15 protein-coding genes are annotated in these 20,578 nt (G+C 70.4%); 8 read left to right on the top strand and 7 right to left on the bottom strand.

Going from position 1 to position 20,578, the window contains the following annotated elements; translation table 11 throughout:
• Window positions 1-39 precede the first annotated feature (39 nt).
• Entirely contained in the window at window positions 40-2,988 is a 2,949-nt protein-coding gene (locus N802_RS14345) for a helix-turn-helix transcriptional regulator (protein WP_035917571.1), read from the top strand.
• 57 nt (window positions 2,989-3,045) lie between these two features.
• Here the strand turns inward: N802_RS14345 and N802_RS14350 are convergent, their stop codons facing one another.
• Together N802_RS14350 and N802_RS19595 are read right to left on the bottom strand one after the other, a co-directional pair.
• Complete coding sequence (locus N802_RS14350; protein WP_084072241.1) at window positions 3,046-4,029, bottom strand: GlxA family transcriptional regulator; 984 nt, start codon at window positions 4,027-4,029, stop codon at window positions 3,046-3,048.
• Between the two features lie 80 nt (window positions 4,030-4,109).
• Window positions 4,110-5,312, bottom strand: coding sequence for a helix-turn-helix domain-containing protein (locus tag N802_RS19595; RefSeq protein WP_052109974.1), 1,203 nt, complete (start codon window positions 5,310-5,312; stop codon window positions 4,110-4,112).
• 186 nt (window positions 5,313-5,498) lie between these two features.
• Between N802_RS19595 and N802_RS14360 the strand changes: the two genes are divergently transcribed.
• The 4 genes from N802_RS14360 (at window position 5,499) to N802_RS14375 (ending at window position 10,212) form a co-directional block, all read left to right on the top strand.
• On the top strand, window positions 5,499-5,912 hold the full coding sequence (locus N802_RS14360) for a VOC family protein (RefSeq protein ID WP_035917574.1): 414 nt from the start codon (window positions 5,499-5,501) through the stop codon (window positions 5,910-5,912).
• Window positions 5,913-6,086: 174 nt separating this feature from the next.
• Window positions 6,087-7,415 carry a lipase family protein gene (locus N802_RS14365; RefSeq protein ID WP_035917575.1) on the top strand — a complete coding sequence of 443 codons (1,329 nt, stop codon included), beginning with the start codon at window positions 6,087-6,089 and terminating at the stop codon, window positions 7,413-7,415.
• An 80-nt stretch (window positions 7,416-7,495) separates the two neighbouring features.
• Window positions 7,496-8,098, top strand: coding sequence for a DedA family protein (locus tag N802_RS14370; RefSeq protein WP_035917578.1), 603 nt, complete (start codon window positions 7,496-7,498; stop codon window positions 8,096-8,098).
• 131 nt (window positions 8,099-8,229) lie between these two features.
• Complete coding sequence (locus tag N802_RS14375; protein ID WP_084072242.1) at window positions 8,230-10,212, top strand: penicillin-binding transpeptidase domain-containing protein; 1,983 nt, start codon at window positions 8,230-8,232, stop codon at window positions 10,210-10,212.
• An 87-nt stretch (window positions 10,213-10,299) separates the two neighbouring features.
• Here N802_RS14375 and N802_RS14380 read toward each other — a convergent pair whose 3' ends face one another.
• The 3 genes from N802_RS14380 to N802_RS14390 all read right to left on the bottom strand — a co-directional run bounded on the left by N802_RS14380 (window position 10,300) and on the right by N802_RS14390 (window position 13,440).
• Window positions 10,300-11,877, bottom strand: a complete 1,578-nt coding sequence (locus tag N802_RS14380) for a S8 family peptidase (RefSeq protein WP_035917581.1) — start codon at window positions 11,875-11,877, stop codon at window positions 10,300-10,302.
• An 83-nt stretch (window positions 11,878-11,960) separates the two neighbouring features.
• Window positions 11,961-12,848 (bottom strand): helix-turn-helix domain-containing protein, encoded by an 888-nt coding sequence (locus N802_RS14385; RefSeq protein WP_052109976.1) that lies wholly within the window; start codon window positions 12,846-12,848, stop codon window positions 11,961-11,963.
• A 199-nt stretch (window positions 12,849-13,047) separates the two neighbouring features.
• On the bottom strand, window positions 13,048-13,440 hold the full coding sequence (locus N802_RS14390) for a GatB/YqeY domain-containing protein (RefSeq protein WP_035917586.1): 393 nt from the start codon (window positions 13,438-13,440) through the stop codon (window positions 13,048-13,050).
• A 278-nt stretch (window positions 13,441-13,718) separates the two neighbouring features.
• Here N802_RS14390 and N802_RS14395 point away from each other — a divergent pair, with 278 nt between their 5' ends.
• The 3 genes from N802_RS14395 to N802_RS14405 are packed head-to-tail and all read left to right on the top strand — an operon-like array spanning window position 13,719 to window position 17,352.
• A complete protein-coding gene (locus N802_RS14395; protein ID WP_035917589.1) occupies window positions 13,719-14,627 on the top strand; it encodes an FAD binding domain-containing protein in 909 nt (302 codons plus the stop codon).
• Window positions 14,624-15,103, top strand: a complete 480-nt coding sequence (locus N802_RS14400; RefSeq protein WP_035917592.1) for a (2Fe-2S)-binding protein — start codon at window positions 14,624-14,626, stop codon at window positions 15,101-15,103. Before N802_RS14395 ends, N802_RS14400 begins: the two co-directional genes overlap by 4 nt.
• Entirely contained in the window at window positions 15,100-17,352 is a 2,253-nt protein-coding gene (locus tag N802_RS14405; RefSeq protein WP_035917593.1) for a xanthine dehydrogenase family protein molybdopterin-binding subunit, read from the top strand. The genes N802_RS14400 and N802_RS14405 overlap by 4 nt, the downstream gene beginning before the upstream one ends.
• On the opposite strand, the gene N802_RS14410 is transcribed toward N802_RS14405, so the two are convergent.
• Both N802_RS14410 and N802_RS14415 read right to left on the bottom strand, forming a co-directional pair.
• A complete protein-coding gene (locus tag N802_RS14410; protein ID WP_052109977.1) occupies window positions 17,321-19,618 on the bottom strand; it encodes a heavy metal translocating P-type ATPase in 2,298 nt (765 codons plus the stop codon). The genes N802_RS14405 and N802_RS14410 overlap by 32 nt on opposite strands.
• On the bottom strand, window positions 19,602-20,567 hold the full coding sequence (locus N802_RS14415) for a hypothetical protein (RefSeq protein ID WP_035917701.1): 966 nt from the start codon (window positions 20,565-20,567) through the stop codon (window positions 19,602-19,604). Before N802_RS14415 ends, N802_RS14410 begins: the two co-directional genes overlap by 17 nt.
• Window positions 20,568-20,578: the final 11 nt, after the last annotated feature.

Genomic DNA, 20,578 nt, shown 5'->3' on the forward strand with positions numbered 1-20,578 from the left:
AGTCGCGCCGGTGCCGGCCAGACCGGCAGAAGGGGTCCCATGGCGCTCGCTGCGCAGGGGGGCGAGCGCATGCGCCCCGTCGGACGTGACGACGAGCTCCGGGCCCTCACCCACGCCCTTGGCCCGCAGGGGCACGCGGAGGGGCGCGTCGTCCTGGTGCGCGGCGAACCCGGGATCGGCAAGACCACCCTGATCGAGGCGGCCCTGGGCGAGGTGGGCGCTTCGGCCGGTCGAGTGCTTCGTGCGGGTGCGGACGCCATGGGGCAGCGTCGCCCCTACTGGCCGCTCCTCAATGCCCTGGCCGTGGACGTCGGAGAGGGGAAGGGGTCTCTTGCCGGGCCGAAGGCCGCCGACGGGCACTCGGACCTCGGCCTCGGCGAGCACGTCCTCGACCTCATCGACGTGCTGGCCGCACGCGGTCCGTTGACCCTGGTCCTCGAGGACCTCCAGTGGGCGGACCGGGGGACGTTGGCAGTCCTCGTCCGGCTCACCCGATCTCTTCCCCAGCAGCCGATCGTCATCGTGTGTTCCACCCGCCCGTTGCCCCACAGCGGGGACCTCGACCAGTTCGCCTCGGAGGCCGAGGCCCGCCACCTGCTGACGACGATCGACCTGGGGCCCCTCGGACACGGTGCCTGCACCGAACTGGCCGAGGTCGTGACCGGGGCCAGGGTGGACGACACCGTCGCGCATCAGCTGGAGTCGGCGGGCGGCAACCCGCTCTTCCTCATTGAGATGCTCGGAGTCGCCCAGCGCGACGGGTCCCTCACGGTGGCCCCGGACGGCACGGCTCGGCTCAACTCGTCGCCGGACCGACCGCCGTCCTTGGCCCTGATGATCATGAACCACCTGTCCGCCCTCTCCGCCCCGGCACGGGATCTCCTCCTCCTCGCATCGGTCCTCGGGGCCAGGTTCCCCATCGCTGACCTGCGCCTCATCGCACGTCAGCCCGTCAGCGAATTGATGCCGGCCCTGACCGAGGTCATGGCTGCCGGCGTTCTCGGGGAGGTCGACGCGGCCACGCTGACGTTCCGCCACGGACTGATCCAGGAAGTCCTCCTCGCCGACGTGCCCGAGACGATTCGAGGCGAGCTGCACCACGAGATCGCCCGGCGGCTGGACGAGGTGGGGGCGCCCCCGGTCGCCGTGGCCGAGCACCTGCTGCGAGCGCCACCGGCTGCGGAGTTCGTGCCCTGGACCCTCGAGCTCGCGGACCGTGTCGTGCCGATGTCGGGCGGCACCGCGCTCGAGTTGTGGCGCCACGTCATGGATGCCACGGCGCTGACGGATCCGGCGCACGTGCGCGCGATGGCTGGCATCGCTCGGGTCTATCTGCGGCTGGGCAGGACCGCTGATGCTGCCGACCTTGCGCGCGACGCGCTCGAACGAGGCGCAGCCGACGGATTCGAGAGCCATCTGAGGGTGACCCTCTCGCAGGCCGTGCTGTTCGGGGGTGACGTCCTCGGCGCCGAGGACGAGGCGCTGCGCGCGGGGCGCAGCCCGAGACTGTCGCCCAAGGACCGCGCGGCACACCTTGCGCTCGCGGGCTGGCCTCGCCTCCTTGTCGGTGACACCGAGGAGGCACTCGCCCGGGCACGGACCGCCGAGCAGGCGGCGGCCGACGCCGGCAACGTCTCCGCCGGTGCTCTGGCCTCCGTGCTGCGCGGGCACATCGCCGCCTGTCGTGGAGACCTCGGGGAGGCACTCGAGCTCTTGTCGCGCGCCGTCGAGGTCGCGGATGCGGAGCCGAGCCTCGAGACCATCGAGGCCTTCCCACACCAGCTCGCTGGAATCGTCCTCGCCGACCTCGACCGCGTTCCGGAGAGCCGAGCGATGTTCGAGCGTGGCCGGCGGCTCGCCGAGCGGCTGGGCTACCTCCCGGGAGTCTTCTCGGCGTTCTATCTGGGCTCTCGGTCGAGGGCCCTGAGCAGTCACCTCAACGACGTCGAGGCAGACCTCGAGGCGAGGGACTCGCTGCGCGACAAGGTCGACCTCCAGATGGACGGCCCGATCCTGGGGACGCGCGCCTGGGTCGCGCTCCACCGTGACGGTCCGGACGCGGCGCAGCCGTGGATCACCCGGCTCGGCGACCTTGCCGCCACGTCCGGTCTGGGTCGGGGGCTCGCGTGGATCTACGGTCCGGCCAGCAGCCATGCGGCCGCACTCGGCGACTCGCACCGTGCTTTCGACATCCTCTGGAGCGGGTGGGAGCGATGTCTCGCTCGCACCATGGTCATGGACTGCGTCCAGCTTGCCGTCCCACTGGCGGCCTTGGCAGTCGAGGTGGGGGCGCGAGACAGCGCCGAAGCGGCGCGTGGCGTGGTCTCGGTGGCCGCTGCGGCCAACCCGGACGTCGCGCATCTTCGGGCGACCGCCCTCGTCGTCGGCGGTCTCGTCGAGGAGGACGCTCAGCAGGTGCGCGCCGGCGCTGACCTGTTCGCCACGACGCCTCGGCGTCTGGCCCATGCCCAGGCCAGCGAGCTCGCCGCCGTCGCACTCGCCCGGCAGGGGAATGCCGCGGAGTCGGTCATCGTGGGCGAGGAGGCCCTGTGCGCCTATCGCGCGGTCGGTGCCGACCACGACGTGCGCGCCGCCCGGGCGCGCCTCGCCTCCCGCGGTGTCCGGCTCAAGGGACACCGCGCGGAGTCGCGGCCGACAACCGGCTGGGGAGCCCTCACGAGGACTGAGGAGACCGTCGCGAGGCACGTCGCGAGGGGTCTGTCGAACCCCGAGGTCGCGGAGATCCTCGTCGTCTCCCGACGCACTGTCGAGAGTCACGTGTCACACGTCCTCGCCAAGCTCGGACTGCGCTCGCGGGCCGAGCTGGTGCTCTTCGTCGCCCGCCGAGTCCACGATGTCCCCGAGAACGGCCATGAGCTCGAGCCAGCCCCCGAAGGGCGCGCTGGTGCCCCCCTCGAGCACCGCGATCTTGCCGGTCGGAGGCCTGGCGTGGTCGAGCGTGATCTGGATGAGCACGCCTCACCCTGACACCGCGGGCGGGCGATGTCGTCCGTGCGTTCACTGATCTTTGTGCTGGGCCGGCGGTCAGCCGCCCACGACGGCGGGCGCCCCGGTCTGGGTCGCGCGGTAGTGGGACGGCGACACTCCGTAGCGCGCGTGGAACGCCTGGCGCAGCGTCTCCACCGTCCCGAGGCCACACCTCGTGGTCACCGCCTCGACGGTGAGCCGGGTGCTCGTGAGGAGGTGGGCCGCCGCCTCGACGCGACAGCGCCGGACGAAGCGCCCCGGGCTGGTCCCCAGCCCTTCGTGGAACAGCCGGCCGAGGTGGCGCTCGCTGACCCCGACGCGGCGGGCGAGGGCCGTGGTCGACAGGTCCTCACCGAGGTGTGACTCCACGAACTCGACCGTGTCGCGCACCAGTTCGCTCTGCGCCGGAGGCGCCGCGGTGAACATGCTCATCTGGGCCTGATTGCCGGGGCGCTGGAGGTAGGTCACGAGGTGTCGTGCCACGTGGCGGGCCAGTTCCGCACCGGCGTCGGCCTCGATGAAGGCGAGGGTCTGGTCGAGTGCGGCCGTCACGCCGGCCGAGGTCCACACCCCACCGTCGGTGACGAAGATCGGTGCGTCGTCGAACCGGACCTCGGGGAAGCGATCGGAGAGGTAGGCCGCGTGGTGCCAGTGCGTCGCGGCTCGTCGCCCGTCGAGGAGGCCGGCCGCAGCGAGGATCCCGGAGCCGGTGCAGACCGACGCCACCCGCCGCGTCTCACGGGCCAGGCGGCGGACGTGGGCGACGAGCCGCTCGTCGTCCATGGCGTCGACGTAGCCGAGCCCGCCCGTGACGACGAGCGTGTCGAGTGGGCCGCGAACCGTCTCGAGGGCGACGTCGCTCGCGAGGGTCAGTCCGGTTGCGGTGCGGATGGGAGCGCCGCCGGGCGAGGCCACCTCGATGCGGTAGAGCGGCCGGCCCTTGAGGTAGCTCGCGATCTGCAGCGCCGACGTCACGCAGGCGATGTCGACGAGCTCGGCACCCGGGTAGCCGACGACGACGACACGGCGAACAGCGTCCATTTCTTCACCGTATGCCGGGTGCGCACCTTCCGCGCCCGTGGCGGTCGGACAGGGTTCCCAAGATTTCGGACATCCAGGGTTCAGCGGCCCATGGTGGTGGCCATCCCCACGAGAACGGCGGTGAGCCAGCACGCCTGCGACAGCAGGCTCGAGAAGACCACCTTCCTGCGTGGGCCCGGCGCCAGGCTGCGGAGGCCGTCGGACGTGGCCGAGGCGAGGTGGTGCCGCAACTGCGCGGTGGCGACGCCGTTGAGCGCCAGGACGAGGACAGCGACGAGCTTGATCCAGGCGATCGGGCTGCTGAAGTCGGGGCCGAGGAGTCCGCCGGTGAGGAACAGCGCGGCCAGCCCCAACCAGATGAGCGGGGACAGCGCATGGCTGAGCCGGATCGACTCCTCGATCGCGCGCTGGCGACGCTCCCAGAGGAGGCCGTGCCAGTCGAGCGCCATGACCGACCCGAAGGACACCGTCATTGCGAGGAGGTGGAGCGCCACGAGGATCGATCGGCCCGGGTGCGACTCCGGCGCCACCCACGCGAGCAGGAGGCAGCCGAGCCACGCCGTGATGACGAGGGCGTAGCGGTCCCGCATCGGCAGGCGCTCGCCCCAGCGGACGATCCGGTCGCCGGACTCGGTCGCGAGGACGGAGAGTTCGTCGAGGCCGTGGTCCCTCCCGTCGTCAGGCTCGGCCGTGGCCACGGACTCCGATGGCTCGGCGGTCACGTCGCCGCGACCGTCCTTCGACTTCCGAACCGTCCGGTCCCCGATGCCTTGTGCCGCAGCGTCTTCGGCCGTCTGGCGCTCGATCGCGGCGTCAGTGTCGAGGGCGGAGGTGGAGTCGGGTGCGGACGCAGGGGCCGCGGGGCGCGGCGCAGGATCGAGTTCGGGGAAGAGGGTGATCGGCTCGAACTCCACTGGGTCGAGTTCGACCGGGTCGAGCGTCACGGGCTCCAGGACGAAGGGTGCCGCCACCCGGCGTGGTTCCGGTGCCTTGAGCAGGGCCGACATGAACGGATCCGGTTCGTGCTGCGCAGGCAAGGCGGCGATCGCACTCGTCGGTGACTGCCGGGTGGCCGACACGGCTGCAGCCCTGGTGGGTCGGGTGGTCGCTGGAGCGACCGTGGGGGGAGTCGTGGGGGTCGCGTCGGATGACGCAGCCGCCTTGACCCAGCGTCGGACAGTGCTGGGGTGCACGCCGAGATCGGCCGCCACTGAGGCAGCCTTGTCTCCTGCCAACACGCGCTCGATCGCTGCCGCGCGAGCGGCGGCGTCTCGGGTGTTCACGCGCTGGTGTGGCCAGTGACGGGGAGTGCCCTCGCCTGGTCACCGTGAGCCATCATGAGGCTCATTCAAGACCCTGCGGGCTCCGGGCGGAACCCCGGGTGGCGCCATACGGGTCCGAAGGTTGGGCTACTGCTGGGTGTTACCCAGCGGTTGCCACGGCCCCACGTCTGCGGTGAGGTGGGAGGCATGGGCGAGCACCCGGCATACGTGCACACCGTCTTGGACTGCGAGCGACCGCGCGAGGTGGCCGAGTTCTATCGGCAGTTCCTCGGACTGGTCTATCGCGACGGCGACGAACCACCGACCGACGGCTCACCGGACGACGCCGACTGGCTCGTCCTCACCCAGCCGGACGGCACGCGACAGCTTGCCTTCCAACAGGTCGAGCACCTCGAGCGCACCACGTGGCCGGAGGGCACCGTGCCCCAGCAGGTGCACATCGACTACCTCGTCGACAGCGTCGAGGAACTCGAGCGGCACAAGCAAGTGGCGTTGCGGCTCGGCGCGGAGGTGCGCCTCGACCGGACCGACGACGAGGAGGAGCCCCTCTACGTCTTCGTCGATCCCGCCGGGCACACCTTCTGCGTCTTCGTCGCCTGACTCCGCAGTCGATTTCCCTCGTGAGGTGGCGAGGGGGCGCCGCCGCGTCCGGCATGCGGGCGAGGGTGGCCAGCCCGTGGACGACGCAGTGCGCGCTGTGGCTACTCTGCGTTAACTTACGCGACGGGGCCTCGTTGTTGGGCTCGCCGTGCCACTACTTCGTCAGGGGAACCCATGCGTCCATCCAGAGCTGCCGCCATCGTCGCGGCAGCCGTCCTTGCCTGTCCCGCAGCCGTGCTCGCCACGGCTCCAGCGGTCGCTGTCGAGTCCAAAGGGGTCGAGATGCCGGCCTTCTACGACCCGCCAACGTCGATCCCGTCGACCCCGGGCACGGTGATTCGGACCGAGCCGATGCCGACGGCTCTGAACCTGCCGGTCGTCTTCCCGGGCACGTCCACGCGGCTCATGTATTCGACGACCGACTCCAACGGTCTCCCCGCGCCCGCGACCGGCGCTCTGATCCGGTCGACGAAGTCGTGGGGCGGCCCGGGGCCGCGCCCGGTCGTCGCCTTCGCGTTCGGCACCATCGGTCAGGGCGACCAGTGCGCGCCTTCCTACGGTCTCGAGCACCCACTCCTCATCGGCATCGGCTCCGACGGCGGCACGTTCAACGCCAACTACGAGGTCGTCCAGATGTCCGGCCTGCTCGCCAAGGGCTACGACGTCGCCCTCAGCGACTACATCGGCCTCGGCTCGACCGACCGGCTGCACACCTACATGAACCGGGCCGACCAGGCGCATGCGCTGCTCGACGTGGTCCGCGCCGTGCGCAACCTCCCGGACAGCCCCATCGTGGCGGGCACCAAGGTGGGCCTCTGGGGCTACAGCCAGGGCGGCGGGGCCGTGGCTGCAGCAGCAGAGCTCCAGCCGACATACGCACCCGACGTCAACCTCGTCGGCGCCTACGCCGGAGCTCCGCCGGCCAACCTCCACGAGGTCATCAAGGGCGTCGAGAAGAACGCGATCGCCGCAGTTCTCGGCTACACGCTCAACGGCCTCATCCAGTCCTACCCCGAGCTGCGGCCCGTCGTCGACGCACGCATGAACGACAAGGGTTTCGCCGCGCTCCGGGACATCAGCACCCAGTGCATCCCCGACTCTGCGGCGACCTATGGCTTCTCGAGCTCGACCGAGTGGACCAAGGACGGCAAGTCGCTCACCGAGATCATCGCCGAACTCCCCCACGTGCGGGACATCGTCGACGAGCAGCAGATCGGCACGCGCAAGCCGACCGCACCGGTCCTCGTGACCACGAAGCTCAGCGACGGCACCGTGCCGCACAAGCAGGCCCGTCAGCTGGCCGTCGACTGGTGCGGCAAGGGTGCTCGTGTCACCTATGTTCCGCTCGGCTTGCCGGCTCTGCCGGGAGACACGGACCGGGGCACCCTTCACCACATCGCAGGTGTCCCCGAGGGATTGCCGACCGCATCGATCTGGATGCAGAAGCGGTTCGAGGGCGCGTCGTCGGTGAACAGCTGCCCGATCATCCGCGCCTTGCCCTGATCTGCCCTCCCACGGGATGACGACCAACCGTTGCCCGCCCACTCGCAGGGGCGTGGGTGGGCAACGGTCACACTGGAGTCATGGTCGAGGCCCTCAACGAGTTCATCGCGCTGCACGCCGGCGCGGGGTGGCTCGTGCCCGTCCTCTTCGTCTTCTTCGCCGTCGACGGCGTCGTGCCGCCCCTGCCCAGTGAGGGCGTGCTCGTCGGGCTGGCGGCGGTCGGTGCCTCCACCGGTGCGCCCCACTGGTTTGCACTGTTCGCCGCAGGGGCCGCCGGTGCGTGGGTCGGGGACAACATCGCCTACCTCCTGGGTCGTCACGCGCGCCTGGACCGCCTCCTCGAGCGGACCGATCGAGGGCGGCGCGCGCTCGCCTGGGCCCGGACCCGGTTCGAGCGGCGAGGCGCTCTCATCGTCATCATCGGGCGGTGGGTTCCCGTCGGTCGCGCGGCGGTGAACCTCACGGCCGGGGCAACAGCCTTCTCGCAGAAGCGCTTTGCCGCGCTGACTGTCGTGTCGGGCGGCCTCTGGGCGGCATGGTCGGTGGGACTGGGCACTCTCGCCGGGCGCTGGGTCCAGGACAACGCCCTCGCGGCCGCCGGACTCGGGGTCGCCCTCGCGCTCGTCGTCGCCTTCGCCGTCGAGCGCATCCTTCGCTGGCTCTCACCGCCGACGCCGGTGTGACGATTCCGTGAGAATCCCCCACTGGGGACGATATCGCCGCGCCTTTCGTCCCCTCGGATGACACAGTTCGCGTATGCCGGTCCGCTGGGTGATCGGGTCAACTGGACGTCCGTTTCGTGGAGGGTTGCTCGGTGGGTGCACGTGGGTGGGGAGTGAAGGCCGGGATCGCGGTCGTCGTGGCGGCGCTGGTCGGTGTCGGTGTGTGGGGCGGACTGACCTGGTTCGGGCGTGACGCCGAGGAGGCGCGCGCGGCGGCAGAGAAGGTCGCGTCCGGGCTTGCCGCCGGGAAGTTCGCGGACGGCACGGTCGTCGCCGACGGTGGAGGGCCGGACCTCGAGCCCATCGTCGAAGGGATGGGGAAGGCCGAGCACGCCGTCTCGGTCGTGACCGTCGCGGAGCCGCAGGACGCCACGGCGGAGGCGACCCTGCGGCATACATGGAGACTCCCAGGCTCCGAGGAGTCCTGGACCTACGAGACGCCGTTGGAACTGCGGAAGTCCGGCGACGTCTGGGCTGGCGTGTGGAGCCCCGCGATGGTGGCGCCGGGTCTCGTCGACGGTGAGGCGCTCCGGACGAAGCGGCAGCAGCCGCCCCGCGCCAACGTCGTGGGAGCCGGGAATCAGCCCATCGTGGAGGCGCGCGACGTCTATCGCGTCGGGATCGACAAGACCCAGGCCAGCGCTGCCGAGGCCGCAGCATCCGCCCGACTGCTCGCCGAGGCCATGAACATCAACGTCGACAACTTCGTCGCCGCGGTGCAGAAAGCGGGGGAGCGGGCGTTCGTCGAGGCCATCACCGTGCGCGTCGGCAGTCAGGAGGCAGACGCTGCGCTGGCAGTCAACGAGCCCGGGGTCCGCCTCCTCCAAGGGGAGCGCATGCTCGCCCCGACCGCCGGCTTCGCCCGCCCGATCCTTGGCGTCGTCGGAGATGCCACGGCGGAGATCGTCGAGAAGTCCGAGGGTCGCGTCGTCGCGGGCGACACCGTCGGTATCGGCGGGATCCAGTCGGCCTTCAACGATCAGCTGGGCGGACAGCCGAGCCACTCGGTCGTGACCAGCGGCGGGCCCGAGGAGCGGACGCTCTTCGCGACGGAGGCGAAGCCTGGCTCCGCGGTGACGCTCACCCTCGACGTTGCCACCCAGACAGCGGCGGAGTCGGTGCTCGCCGATGTGGCTCCTGCCTCAGCCATCGTCGCCATCCAGCCCTCCACCGGTCACGTGCTCGCGGCGGCGAGTGGGCCGGGAAGCAAAGGCCAGTCGACGGCGACGCAGGGTCGGTATGCGCCGGGTTCGACGTTCAAGACGGTCTCGACCCTCGCCCTGCTTCGCTCCGGCGTGACGCCGACGTCGAGCATCCAGTGCACGCCGACGGTCACGGTCGACGGGCGGACGTTCAAGAACGTCGACGGTTTCCCGACGTCGGCCCTCGGGTCGGTGCCCTTCAGCACGGCCTTCGCGAACTCGTGCAACACGGCGTTCATCCGCGCGGGCGAGAAGCTCGACCCGTCTGCGCTCCCGAGCGCGGCCGCAGGGTTGGGACTGACCGCAGAGGCAGACCTCGGGGTGTCCGCCTTCCTCGGCTCGGTGCCCGAACCCCAGCCCGGCACCGACGAGGCTGCGTCGATGATCGGTCAGGCCAAGGTTCAGGCCTCCCCCCTCGGCATGGCGACGGTCGCGGCGTCCATCGCTGCAGGCAAGCCCGTGACGCCGACGCTGGTGCTGGCGGATGACGGCGGTGGAGTGGGTTCGGACGTCTCGTCGGACGCCTCCCCATCGGCGTCCGCATCGGCGTCCGCATCGGCGTCCGCATCGGCGTCGGCGTCGGCGTCGGCGCCCGCGAGGCCCGTCACCGCAGCCGAGTCGGAGACTCTCAAGGCGCTCATGCGCAGCGTCGTCGAGCAGGGCAGCGCCGACTTCCTCTCCGACGTCCCCGGCGAGCCGGTTCTCGCGAAGACCGGCACCGCCGAGTTCGGCGAGGCCGGAGCCCTCAAGGAGCACGCCTGGATGATCGCGATCCAGGGCGACCTCGCCGTGGCGGTGCTCGTGGTCGAGGGTGAGGGCGGTGCAGCGACCGCTGGTCCGCTGCTCGAGGAGTTCCTCCGCGCCGTGGCCTGACAGCGCCGAACCGGCCCCACGACGCGAGGTCGTGGGGCCGGCTGGTCTCAGGGGGTTGATTCACGCTGCTCGTGAATCAGGTTCCACTCAGGGGCGGTCCAACCCGAAGGTGTAGGAGCCCGAGCCCGAGTAGGACTTCACGCGCCACGAGTAGTAGCCCGAGGTCCCGGTGTAGGTCACTCGCTCCTCCGAGGTGGCCGACAGGCCGCTGGCGACGACGACCCAGCTCGAGCCGTTCCACTTCTCGAGGTAGAGGTCGAAGTCGGCGCTGGCCGGGCCGGTGATGCAGCCGACGTGGGTGCCGGACGCCGAGTAGTAGTAGTCACTCGTTCCGGGGTGGTAGGCGGTGCCGCCCGAGCTCAGCGAGCCCGATTCCTTCTCCGGCATCGCGGTGCACGTCGAGGGGTCCGGGTCGGGGTCGGGGTCGGGGTTCGTCCCGCCGGTGCCGATGTTCAGCAGGCGGTTCGGGGAGCCCGTCCCGATGTTGCTGAGCTTCCCGGTCGTGGAGTTCGCCACGAGCGTGCTCGCGATCGACGCGGGGCTGGCGCTCGGGGTGGCCTGCAGGAGCAGGGCTGCCGCACCCGCCACGTGCGGGGTCGCCATCGACGTGCCGCTGATCGTGTTGGTCGCGGAGTTGCTCGTGTGCCACGCCGAGGTGATGTTCGATCCCGGGGCGAAGAGGTCGAGGCAGGAGCCGATGTTGCTGAAGCTCGAACGCGCGTCGGTGTTCGTCGAGGACCCAATGGTCAGACCCGCGGCCACACGGCCGGGGGAGCCGTTGCAGGCGTTGGCACCCGAGTCGTTGCCTGCGGCGAGGGCGTAGGTGACGCCGTCGGCGATCGAGTTGCTCACGGCCGAGTCGAGTGCGCTGGAGACGCCGCCGCCGAGGCTCATGTTGGCGACCGCGGGCGAGCCCGCCGTGTGGTTCTGGGTGACCCAGTCGACGCCGGCGATGACGCCGGAGTTGGAGCCGCTGCCCTGGCAGTCGAGGACTCGGACCGCGACGAGTCGCACGTCCTGGGCCACTCCGTAGGTCTCGCCACCGACCGTGCCGGCGACGTGGGTGCCGTGGCCGTTGCAGTCGTCGCTGCCGCGGCCGTCGTTGATGGCGCTGTAGCCGGAGACTGCTCGCCCGCTGAACTCGGCGTGACCGGTCCGGATGCCGGTGTCGATGATGTATGCCGTGACACCCGCTCCCGACTGGGTGTAGGTGTACGAGTTGTTGAGAGGCAGGTCCCGCTGGTCGATGCGGTCGAGGCCCCACGTGGCGGGCGACTGCGTGTCGGTGGCGCGCACCGGCAGGTCGGGTTCGATGAAGGCGACGTTCGGGTTGTTGCGCAGCCCGTTCAGCGCCTGCGCCGGCAGCTTGGCAGCGAACCCGTCGAGAGCGGCGCTGTAGTTGTGCGTGATCTGTGCACCGTTGCTGCGTGCCTGGTTCTTCGCGCTGCTCTGGCTGCTGGCATTCGCGTTCTTGTTCATGACGACGATGTAGCGGTCATTCGACGAGGTGCCGAGAAGCGGCGCCTGCTGCTTGCCAGCGGCGGCGGATCGCTGCGGCTTTGAGTCGGGGCCGGGGGCCCCGCTCGCGGCTGGCGCGACCGTCACGCTGGCCCCGGCGAGCGCTGCGACGAGCGCAAGCCCGAGTCGTGGTGTGCGGATGTTCATCTCGAATCCTTCCGATGCAGGTGGACGGAGACGACCTTGTCTGTTCCACGGTCCCTCGGGAAGGGTTGCGAGAGGGTTAACAGTTAACTCAGGCCGGACAGGTGCTCGGGCCAGACCCAGCGCAGACCCGTCGCCCCGGGTGTCGTGTCCGGGTGCGCGATGGTGGCGCGATGTTCCAGGTCGAGCCCCACCAGGGACTCGCGGGTGTCCGTGAAGGCCGTGACTGACGCCGGGCTGGCCTCGGGGTGGAACTCCACCTCCAGGAGCAGCTCACGCAGCGGTGTCCGGAGCCTTCGGGTGTAGTCGACATCGGCAGGGCCGGGCCCGTCCCACGTCATCTCGTATTCGACGATGACGGTCTCGCCCCGGCGCAGCGGCTGGCAGAAGTGCAGCTCGGCCCCGACGACACCGCCCACGGGATCGCTCTCGACGCGATCCAGACTGGCGCCGCGCAGCACCTCGAGGTTGGGGAGCGGAACGGTCGGGTCGTCCTGCCAGTGCAGCAGGACCCGACGATCGGGCCCATCACACCGTGCCCGCAACGCCTGTCGCACCACCAGGCTCTCGTGTCGACGGTTCGACCCGACGCGGAGGCGGTCGTGGAGCATGACCCTGTCGAGGTCGGCGTCCCAACGCGTGTCGAGTTGGCTGAGCACCGCGGCAGGGGAGTCCTCGGACCACAGGCTGTCCAGGTCCGGGACCGGGGTGCGGCGTGAGCGCTCCCGAGTGAGCGGGAGCACGCCCATGAGTTCACCCCGTTCGAGGCCGAGGATGTCCTCGAGGTGCGGGAGGGTCGTCAGCGACGACTTGCGCCCCGGCTCGCTGCGCCCGGACTTCCAGTAGCTCAGGGTGGCAACGCTGACCGCCGCACCACGATCGCCCAAATGCGCCTGGATGCGGTCGAGACTGAGGCCACGCTGCTCGATCGCGTGTCGCAGCGTGTCCGCGAAGGTTACTGCTGAGTCGTACATCCGAATCATCAAACCACCGCGAGGCGCAGGCCGCTCGTTGAGCGAATCTCCGCCCCTCGCATGCGTCCGCAAGATGGGTCGTCCAGGCGACCAGAGTCGCGGACGGGAGCGGACGGCATACATGCGAGGTCCGCAAGATGGGTCGTCCAGGCGACCAATCTTGCGGACGCGTGATACGGGACGTGAGGGCGCTGGCCCCTCAGGGTGAGGCCGTGAAGACCTCCAGGACGTCGGCTTCCCGGCGCAGGTCCGCGGCGCGCTCCGGGCGGCCGGCTGCGTCGATCTCGCCAGCCACCTCACGGCGTTCGGCAATCTCGGCCCGCAGCACGCTGTGCACGTCCTCGACGGTGAGTTCACGGCGGGCAGCCTCCGTGGCCCCCAGTCCGACCACGGCACCCGCGATGGGTGCGTCGTGAGCCGCGAAGGAGGCCGGTTCGGTCGGTACGGCCTCGGCGTTGTCGATCGCGCCGAGCGCCGACCGCAGCGCGCTGGTCGCTGGCCGGTCGCGGTCCTTCATGGCGGTCCTGAGCGCGGTGCGCATGGTCGCGCGCAGGTCGTCGACGGTCCGGACAGCTGTGGGCTCGGAGGTCATGGCTCCACCCTCCGAGACCGGGCCACAGGCATGCAACCCCTTTGTCCGCGGCACCCTCCGTGCACCCACGCCCCGACTGCTTGCGGCCGCCGCTCACCAACCGACTTTGTGCCCCAGTGGGACACGATCCGTCGGCCGAAGGCCTTCGTCATCGTGTCCCAATGGGGCACAAAGTCGGAAGGTGCCATGAGTCGGTCTTGCAGGAGGGACGGCGAAGTCGTGCGCGGATCACCCCTCCGGAGGAAGATGGGCAGCCTGACCGGGAAGGCAGGTGGGCCGTGGAGTTCCTCGCCCCGTCGAGTTTGGCCGAAGCCCTCGAGGCAAAGGCAGCGCACCCCGACGCCGTGCCCATCTGCGGTGGCACCGACGTCATGGTCGAGCTCAACTTCGACCGACGCCGCCCGGACCACCTGCTGGATCTGACACGCGTGCCCGAACTCGCGGAGTGGAGCGTCGGGGCCCACCCGTCCGACCCGTCCGGCGCGTCCGACGCGTCGGAGTTCGTCCGATTGGGCGCGAGCGTCACCTACGCCCGGGTCATCCGTGAACTCAGTGACCGGCTGCCCGGTCTTGCCCTGGCCGCTCGCACCGTCGGGTCGCCCCAGATCCGCAACCGCGGCACGGTGGGCGGCAACCTCGGCGCCGCTTCTCCTGCGGGAGACAGCCACCCGCCGCTGTTGGCCGGCGGCGCGGAGGTCGAGTTGTCGTCGGTGCGTGGAACCCGACTCGTGCCGATCGACGACTTCTTCACCGGCCCGAAGCAACACGCCGGTGCCCCCGACGAGCTCATCACCGCGGTGCTGTCCCGAGCGACAACCGGCCCGCAGCAGTTCAGCAAGGTTGGGACCCGCAACGCCATGGTCATCGCCGTGACGTCGTTGGGGCTCGCCCTCCACCCGGACAAGGGCACAGTCGGTGTCGGAATCGGTTCTGCCGCACCGACGCCCGTTCGCGCCTCCGACGCCGAGGGCTTCCTTGCGGCAGCTCTGGACGAGACCGGTCTGTGGCAGTCACGCAACGCGCTGCCACCGTCCGTCGCCACCGAGTTCGCGGTGAAGGTGGCCGACGCGGCGGCGCCGATCGACGACGTCCGGGGGACGGCGGCATACCGGAAGCACGCCCTGACGGTTCTCGCCCGCCGCACCCTGACGTGGGCCTGGGACGACTATCGAGGGAGTGCCGCATGAGGATCACCGCCCACGTCAACGGTGAGGTGAAGCAGGCCGACGACGTCTGGCCCGGCGAGAGCCTGCTGCACGTCCTGCGCGAGCGGATGGGGTTGCCCGGCTCCAAGAACGCTTGCGAACAGGGTGAATGCGGCTCGTGCACCGTCTATCTCGATGGCGTTCCGGTGTGCGCCTGCCTCGTCGCCGCGGGCCAGGCGGAGGGGCGCGAGATCGTCACCGTCGAAGGACTCGGCACACCCGAGGACCTCCACCCCGTGCAACAGGCCTTCCTCGACGCCGGAGCCGTGCAGTGCGGCTTCTGCACACCCGGGCTCATCGTCGCCACGCACGACCTGCTGACTCGTGACCCGGGTCCCGACGACGCCGAGATCCGGGAAGCGTTGGCCGGCAACCTCTGCCGGTGCACCGGCTACGTCAAGATCATCGACGCGGTCCAGTTGGCGGCTTCACGTCAGCGCGGCGAGGACCGGCCATGAGCACCACCGAGACGGAGCGCGACACCCGCCGCCCGGAAGCCCCGTCTGACGCGGGAGGCGTGGGGGACAGCGCTCCTCGACCGGACGGCATACTCAAGGTCAGTGGCGAATTCGCCTACGGCAGCGACCTCTGGATGGCCGACATGCTGTGGGGCACGACCCTGCGCAGTCCACACCCCCATGCCCGCATCGCGCGTATCGACCTTTCCGAGGCGCTCGCCGTTCCCGGTGTGTATGCCGTCCTCACCAGTTCCGATGTCCCCGGCACCAACCTTTATGGGCTCGAACACGCGGACCAGCCGGTACTGGCATCGGACGTCGTGCGCTACGAGGGCGAGCCGGTGGCCGTCGTGGCAGCCGACCATCCGGAGACCGCGCGCCGGGCGGCCGGGCGGATCCGCGTCGACTACGAAGTGCTCGACCCGGTCACGGACGCACGAACAGCCCTGCAGGACAACGCTCCTCGCCTGCACCCCGATGGCAACCTCGTGCGGCACCTCAAGATCCGAACCGGCGACCCGGAGCCGACTGCCGAGGTCGTCGTCACCGGCGAGTTCGAGGTCGGAATGCAGGACCAGGCCTTCCTCGGACCGGAGTCCGGCATGGCGATCCCGGACGGTGAGGGCGGCGTCGACCTGCACGTCGCGACGCAGTGGTTGCACGCCGACCAGGCGCAGGTCTGCACGGCGCTGGGGCTGAGGCCAGACCAAGTGCGGCTCTCCCTCGCCGGTGTCGGCGGTGCGTTCGGCGGGCGCGAGGACCTCTCGATGCACATCCACGCGTGCCTGCTCGCGCTGCACACGGGTCGTCCGGTGAAGATGGTCTACAGCCGCGAGGAGTCGTTCTTCGGGCACGTGCACCGGCACCCTGCGTTGTTGCACTACGAGTTCGGGGCGGATCGGACGGGGCAACTGGTCTATGCCAGGGCGGAGACCTGGCTCGACGGCGGTGCCTACGCGTCGAGCACCGGTGCGGTCGTGGGCAATGCGGCGACGCTGGGCCTTGGGCCCTATGTCATTCCCTCGATCCGGATGGACTGCTGGGGCGCCTACACCAACAACCCGCCGTGCGGGGCGATGCGTGGGTTCGGCGCGACCCAGGCCGCGTTCGCCTACGAGGCGATGATGGACCGGATGGCGGCCGCCCTCGAGATGGACCCGGTCGAGTTCCGGGTCCGCAACGCCATGGCCGAGGGGTCGCACGCCGCCACCGGCCAGCTCATCGACAGCGCTGCACCCGTCGCCGAACTCCTCGAACGGGTCCGCGACCTGCCGATGCCTGGCCCGCTGTCGACGTCCGGCGACGGTGTCACCGACCTGCGCGAACTCCCCGGTGGCGTCTCGAACACCACGCACGGCGAAGCGGTTCGCCGCGGCGTGGGCTATGGCGTGGGCATCAAGAACGTCGGCTTCTCAATGGGCTTCGACGACTTCTCGACCGTGGCGGTGCGGCTCGAACTCGTCGGCGGTGAGCCCACAGCGACCGTTCACACCGCAGCCGCCGAGGTCGGGCAGGGGCTCGTCACGGTGATGCAGCAGATCTGTCGGACCGAGCTGGGGGTCGAGCGGGTCGTCATTGCACCGATCGACACGGCCATCGGTGGAGCCGGGTCGACATCGGCTTCACGCCAGACCTATGTCACGGGCGGCGCCACCCAGGAAGCCTGCCGACGGGTGCGCGCCCGCCTCCCGGAAGGTGGCCCGGGGGCCTTGGGGGACACCGTGATCGAGGAGACCGTCGAGTGGCGGCACCGCCCCACCCATCCCGTGGACCCGGAGACCGGGCAGGGTGATGCGCACGTCCAGTTCGCCTTCGCGGCCCACCGTGCGGTCGTCGACGTCGACGTCGAACTGGGCCTCGTCAAGGTCGTCGAGCTCGCCTGTGCCCAGGACGTCGGCCGTGCCATGAACCCTGACGCCGTGATCGGGCAGATCCATGGCGGGGCCGTGCAGGGGCTTGGTCTCGCGGTCATGGAGGAGATCCAGATCGAGGACGGACACATCCGCAACCCGTCCTTCACGGACTACCTCATCCCGACGATCCTCGACACACCTTCGATGCCGGTCGACGTCCTCGAATACCCAGATCCCCACGCGCCCTATGGGCTGCGTGGGGTGGGGGAGCCCCCGAACATCTCGTCGGGGCCGGCGATCGTCGCGGCGATCCGGGCGGCTACCGGGCTCGACCTGAGTCGAGTCCCGGTGCGCCCGGAACACCTCACCCGTCAGCTGTGGGGCGGAAGCCCCTGAGCCGCAGGCTGTTCGTCACGACGAACACCGACGACAGCGCCATCGCGGCGCCGGCGAGCATCGGGTTGAGCAGGCCGGCCGCGGCGATCGGGATGGCCGCGACGTTGTAGCCGAACGCCCAGAACAGGTTGCTCTTGATCGTCGACAGCGTGCGTCGTGCCAGCCGGATGGCGTCGGGCGCGACCCGTAGGTCACCGCGGACGAGCGTGAGGTCGCTCGCTTCGATGGCGACGTCGGTGCCGGTGCCCATGGCCATGCCGAGGTCTGCGGTCGCGAGGGCCGCGGCGTCGTTGACCCCGTCGCCGACCATGGCGACGACCTTGCCCTCGCCCTGCAGGCGTTGCACGACCGACACCTTGTCGGCGGGCATGACGTCGGCGATGACGTTGTCGGGGTCGATGCCCACCTCGGCCGCGACCGTGCGTGCTGCTTCGGCGTTGTCTCCCGTGAGCAGCCACGGCGTCAGCCCGAGCTCGCGAAGTCGCGAGATCGCCTGTGCGGACGTGGCCTTCACGGTGTCGGAGACGGTGAGGATGCCGCGTGCCTTGCCGTCCCAGCCGATCACGACCGGCGTGGCGCCGGTGTTGCGGGCAGCTGAGAGTGCTGCCTCGAGTTCTGGGCCAAGGTCGATCGACCAGTCACTCAGCAGCTTGGGACGGCCGATGACCGCGGCGTGACCATCCACGACACCCTGGACACCCAGGCCGTCGACGCTCTCGAAGCCCTCGACGCGAGCGAGTTCCAGCCCGGACTCCGTGGCACCGGCCACGATTGCCCGTGCGATGGGGTGCTCTGAGCCGTGCTCGAGCGCCGCAGCGAGCCGCAGCACCTCGTCGCGGTCCTCACCCGGTGCGGCGACGACGTCCCGCAGGCTCATCTCACCCGTGGTCACCGTGCCGGTCTTGTCGAGTACGACGGTGTCGACCTTGCGGGTCGACTCGAGGACCTCGGGACCCTTGATGAGGATGCCGAGCTGGGCTCCACGGCCCGTGCCCACCATGAGCGCGGTCGGCGTCGCCAGTCCCAGGGCGCAGGGGCAGGCAATGATCAACACGGAGATCGCGGCGGTCAGGGCGGCGGTCCAGCCGCCACCCGTGCCGAGCCAGAAGCCCAGCGTTCCCACGGCCAGGGCGATGACGATCGGCACGAAGACACCGGAGATCCGGTCGGCGAGGCGCTGGACCTCGGCCTTGCCGTTCTGGGCGTCCTCGACGAGCCGCGCCATTTGGGCCAGCTGGGTGTCCCCGCCGACGCGGGTGGCGCGGACGAGCAGACGACCGCCCGAGTTCACGGTGGCGCCGACGACGGCGTCACCGACGCCGACCTCGACCGGAACGGACTCGCCCGTGAGCATCGAGGCGTCGACTGCTGACGACCCCTCGACGACGACGCCGTCGGTGGCGACCTTCTCACCGGGGCGGACGACGAACTCGTCGCCCACGGCCAGCTGGTCGACGGGGATCCGCACCTCGGCACCGTCGCGGATGACCGCAACGTCCTTGGCGCCCATTTCGAGCAGGGCTCGCAGGGCTGCACCGGAGCGACGCTTGGCGCGCGCCTCGGCGTAGCGCCCGGCGAGCAGGAACGTCGCTACTCCGGCTGCTGCCTCGAGATAGATGTTGCCGGCGCCGTCGCTGCGCTCGATCGTGATCCGGAACGGGTGGGTCATGCCCGGCGTCCCAGCGGTGCCGAGGAACAGGGCATAGAGAGACCAGCCGAACGCCGCGAGCGTGCCGACCGAGATGAGCGTGTCCATCGTCGTCGCGCCGTGACGCAGGTTGGTCCAGGCCGCCTTGTGGAACGGCCAGGCCCCCCAGACCACGACGGGCGCCGCGAGGACGAGCGACAGCCACTGCCAGTAGGTGAACTGCAGCGCCGGGATCATCGCCATCGCGATCACCGGCACGGTCAGCACCGTGGAGATGATGAGCCGGTCACGCAACGCCTTGGTCGGGTCGTCCGCAAGGCCGCCGTCCCCGTCCGCAGCCCCGGCCGAAGCGCGAGGTGCGTCAGGAGCGGGAGGCAGCTGTGCGGCATACCCGGCCTGTTCGACGGCGGTGAGCAGATCGTCAGTGGAGATGCTCTCCGGGAAGGCGACCTTCGCCTTCTCGGTGGAGTAGTTGACCGTTGCCGTGACGCCATCGAGCTTGTTGAGCTTGCGCTCGATCCGGTTGGCGCACGAGGCGCAGGTCATGCCGGTGATCTCGAGTTCGACGCTCTCCGTGCGTGCCGCCTCGGCGGGCGAGATGTCAGTGCCCGTGGCCATTGCTGCCTCCGATCGGTTCGCCTGCGGTCAGCTTGAACGCGGCGGTGCGGACGACTCCCTCGTGCTGGAAGTCCAGGAACAGGCGGTAGGTGCCGGCGCTCGGGACCGACGTGCCGAACGTGATGTCGGGACCGGGCTTGGTGGTCCCGTCACCGGGTTCCCCAGTCGGGTGGACGTGCAGGTAGGCGAGGTCGCCGCTCCGCAGCGCCACCAGGTGACCGAACGCCCCGAGGTAGGGGTCGAGATCGGTGACCGGCTGGCCCCCGCGGCTCACCGAGAGGGTGAGGTCGGAGTCGGAGCCGGGCGCGAGGTCGCCCTTGAGCGTGACGGTGTAGTCGTCGACCGTCGCGGTGCGCACGTCTCCGGTCGGAGCCGCGACGGGCTGGTAGTCACCAGCCACCGAGACGTCCGCGCCGAGGGTCAGTGGCTCCGCTCCGGACGGTGCCGTGTCGGCGAAGACCCGCCACGTTCCCGGTGTCAGCGCGAGATCCGTCGACCACGTGCCATCGGCGGCGCGGGTCGGGTGGACGTGCTGGAAGCCGGAGAAGTCGCGTCGCACCGCGATGAGGTGCAGCTCCTTCTCGTGCTCGACCTCGTATGCCGTGACCGGCCTTCCGTCCGGACCCTCGACGACGAAGTCGAGTCGGGTCTTCGGACCGGCAGCCAGGGTGTCGTGGGCGAGGCGCAGTGAGTAGCCGTCCTGCGAGACCTGGAGCCCGCCGGGGAGGGAAGCGGCATGGGCGTCGCCGCCCTCCGCCTTCTCACCGGACGCCGTCGGCTCGGAGGAGCCGCCGTGCCCGTGGCCGGCTGCCTCACCCGTGCCCGACCCGCCGCTCGCGTTCGCGGGGGTCGTGTTGACCGGGCCGAAGGCCTGCCCGGCAGCAAGGGTGATGCCAAAGACCGTGGCCAGCGCCGCGATGAACCCGATGACCCGAACCGGTGTGCTCATCGAGTCGAGGC

This window comes from Knoellia sinensis KCTC 19936 (genome assembly GCF_000768705.1).
Classification (GTDB): Bacteria; Actinomycetota; Actinomycetes; order Actinomycetales; family Dermatophilaceae; genus Knoellia; species Knoellia sinensis.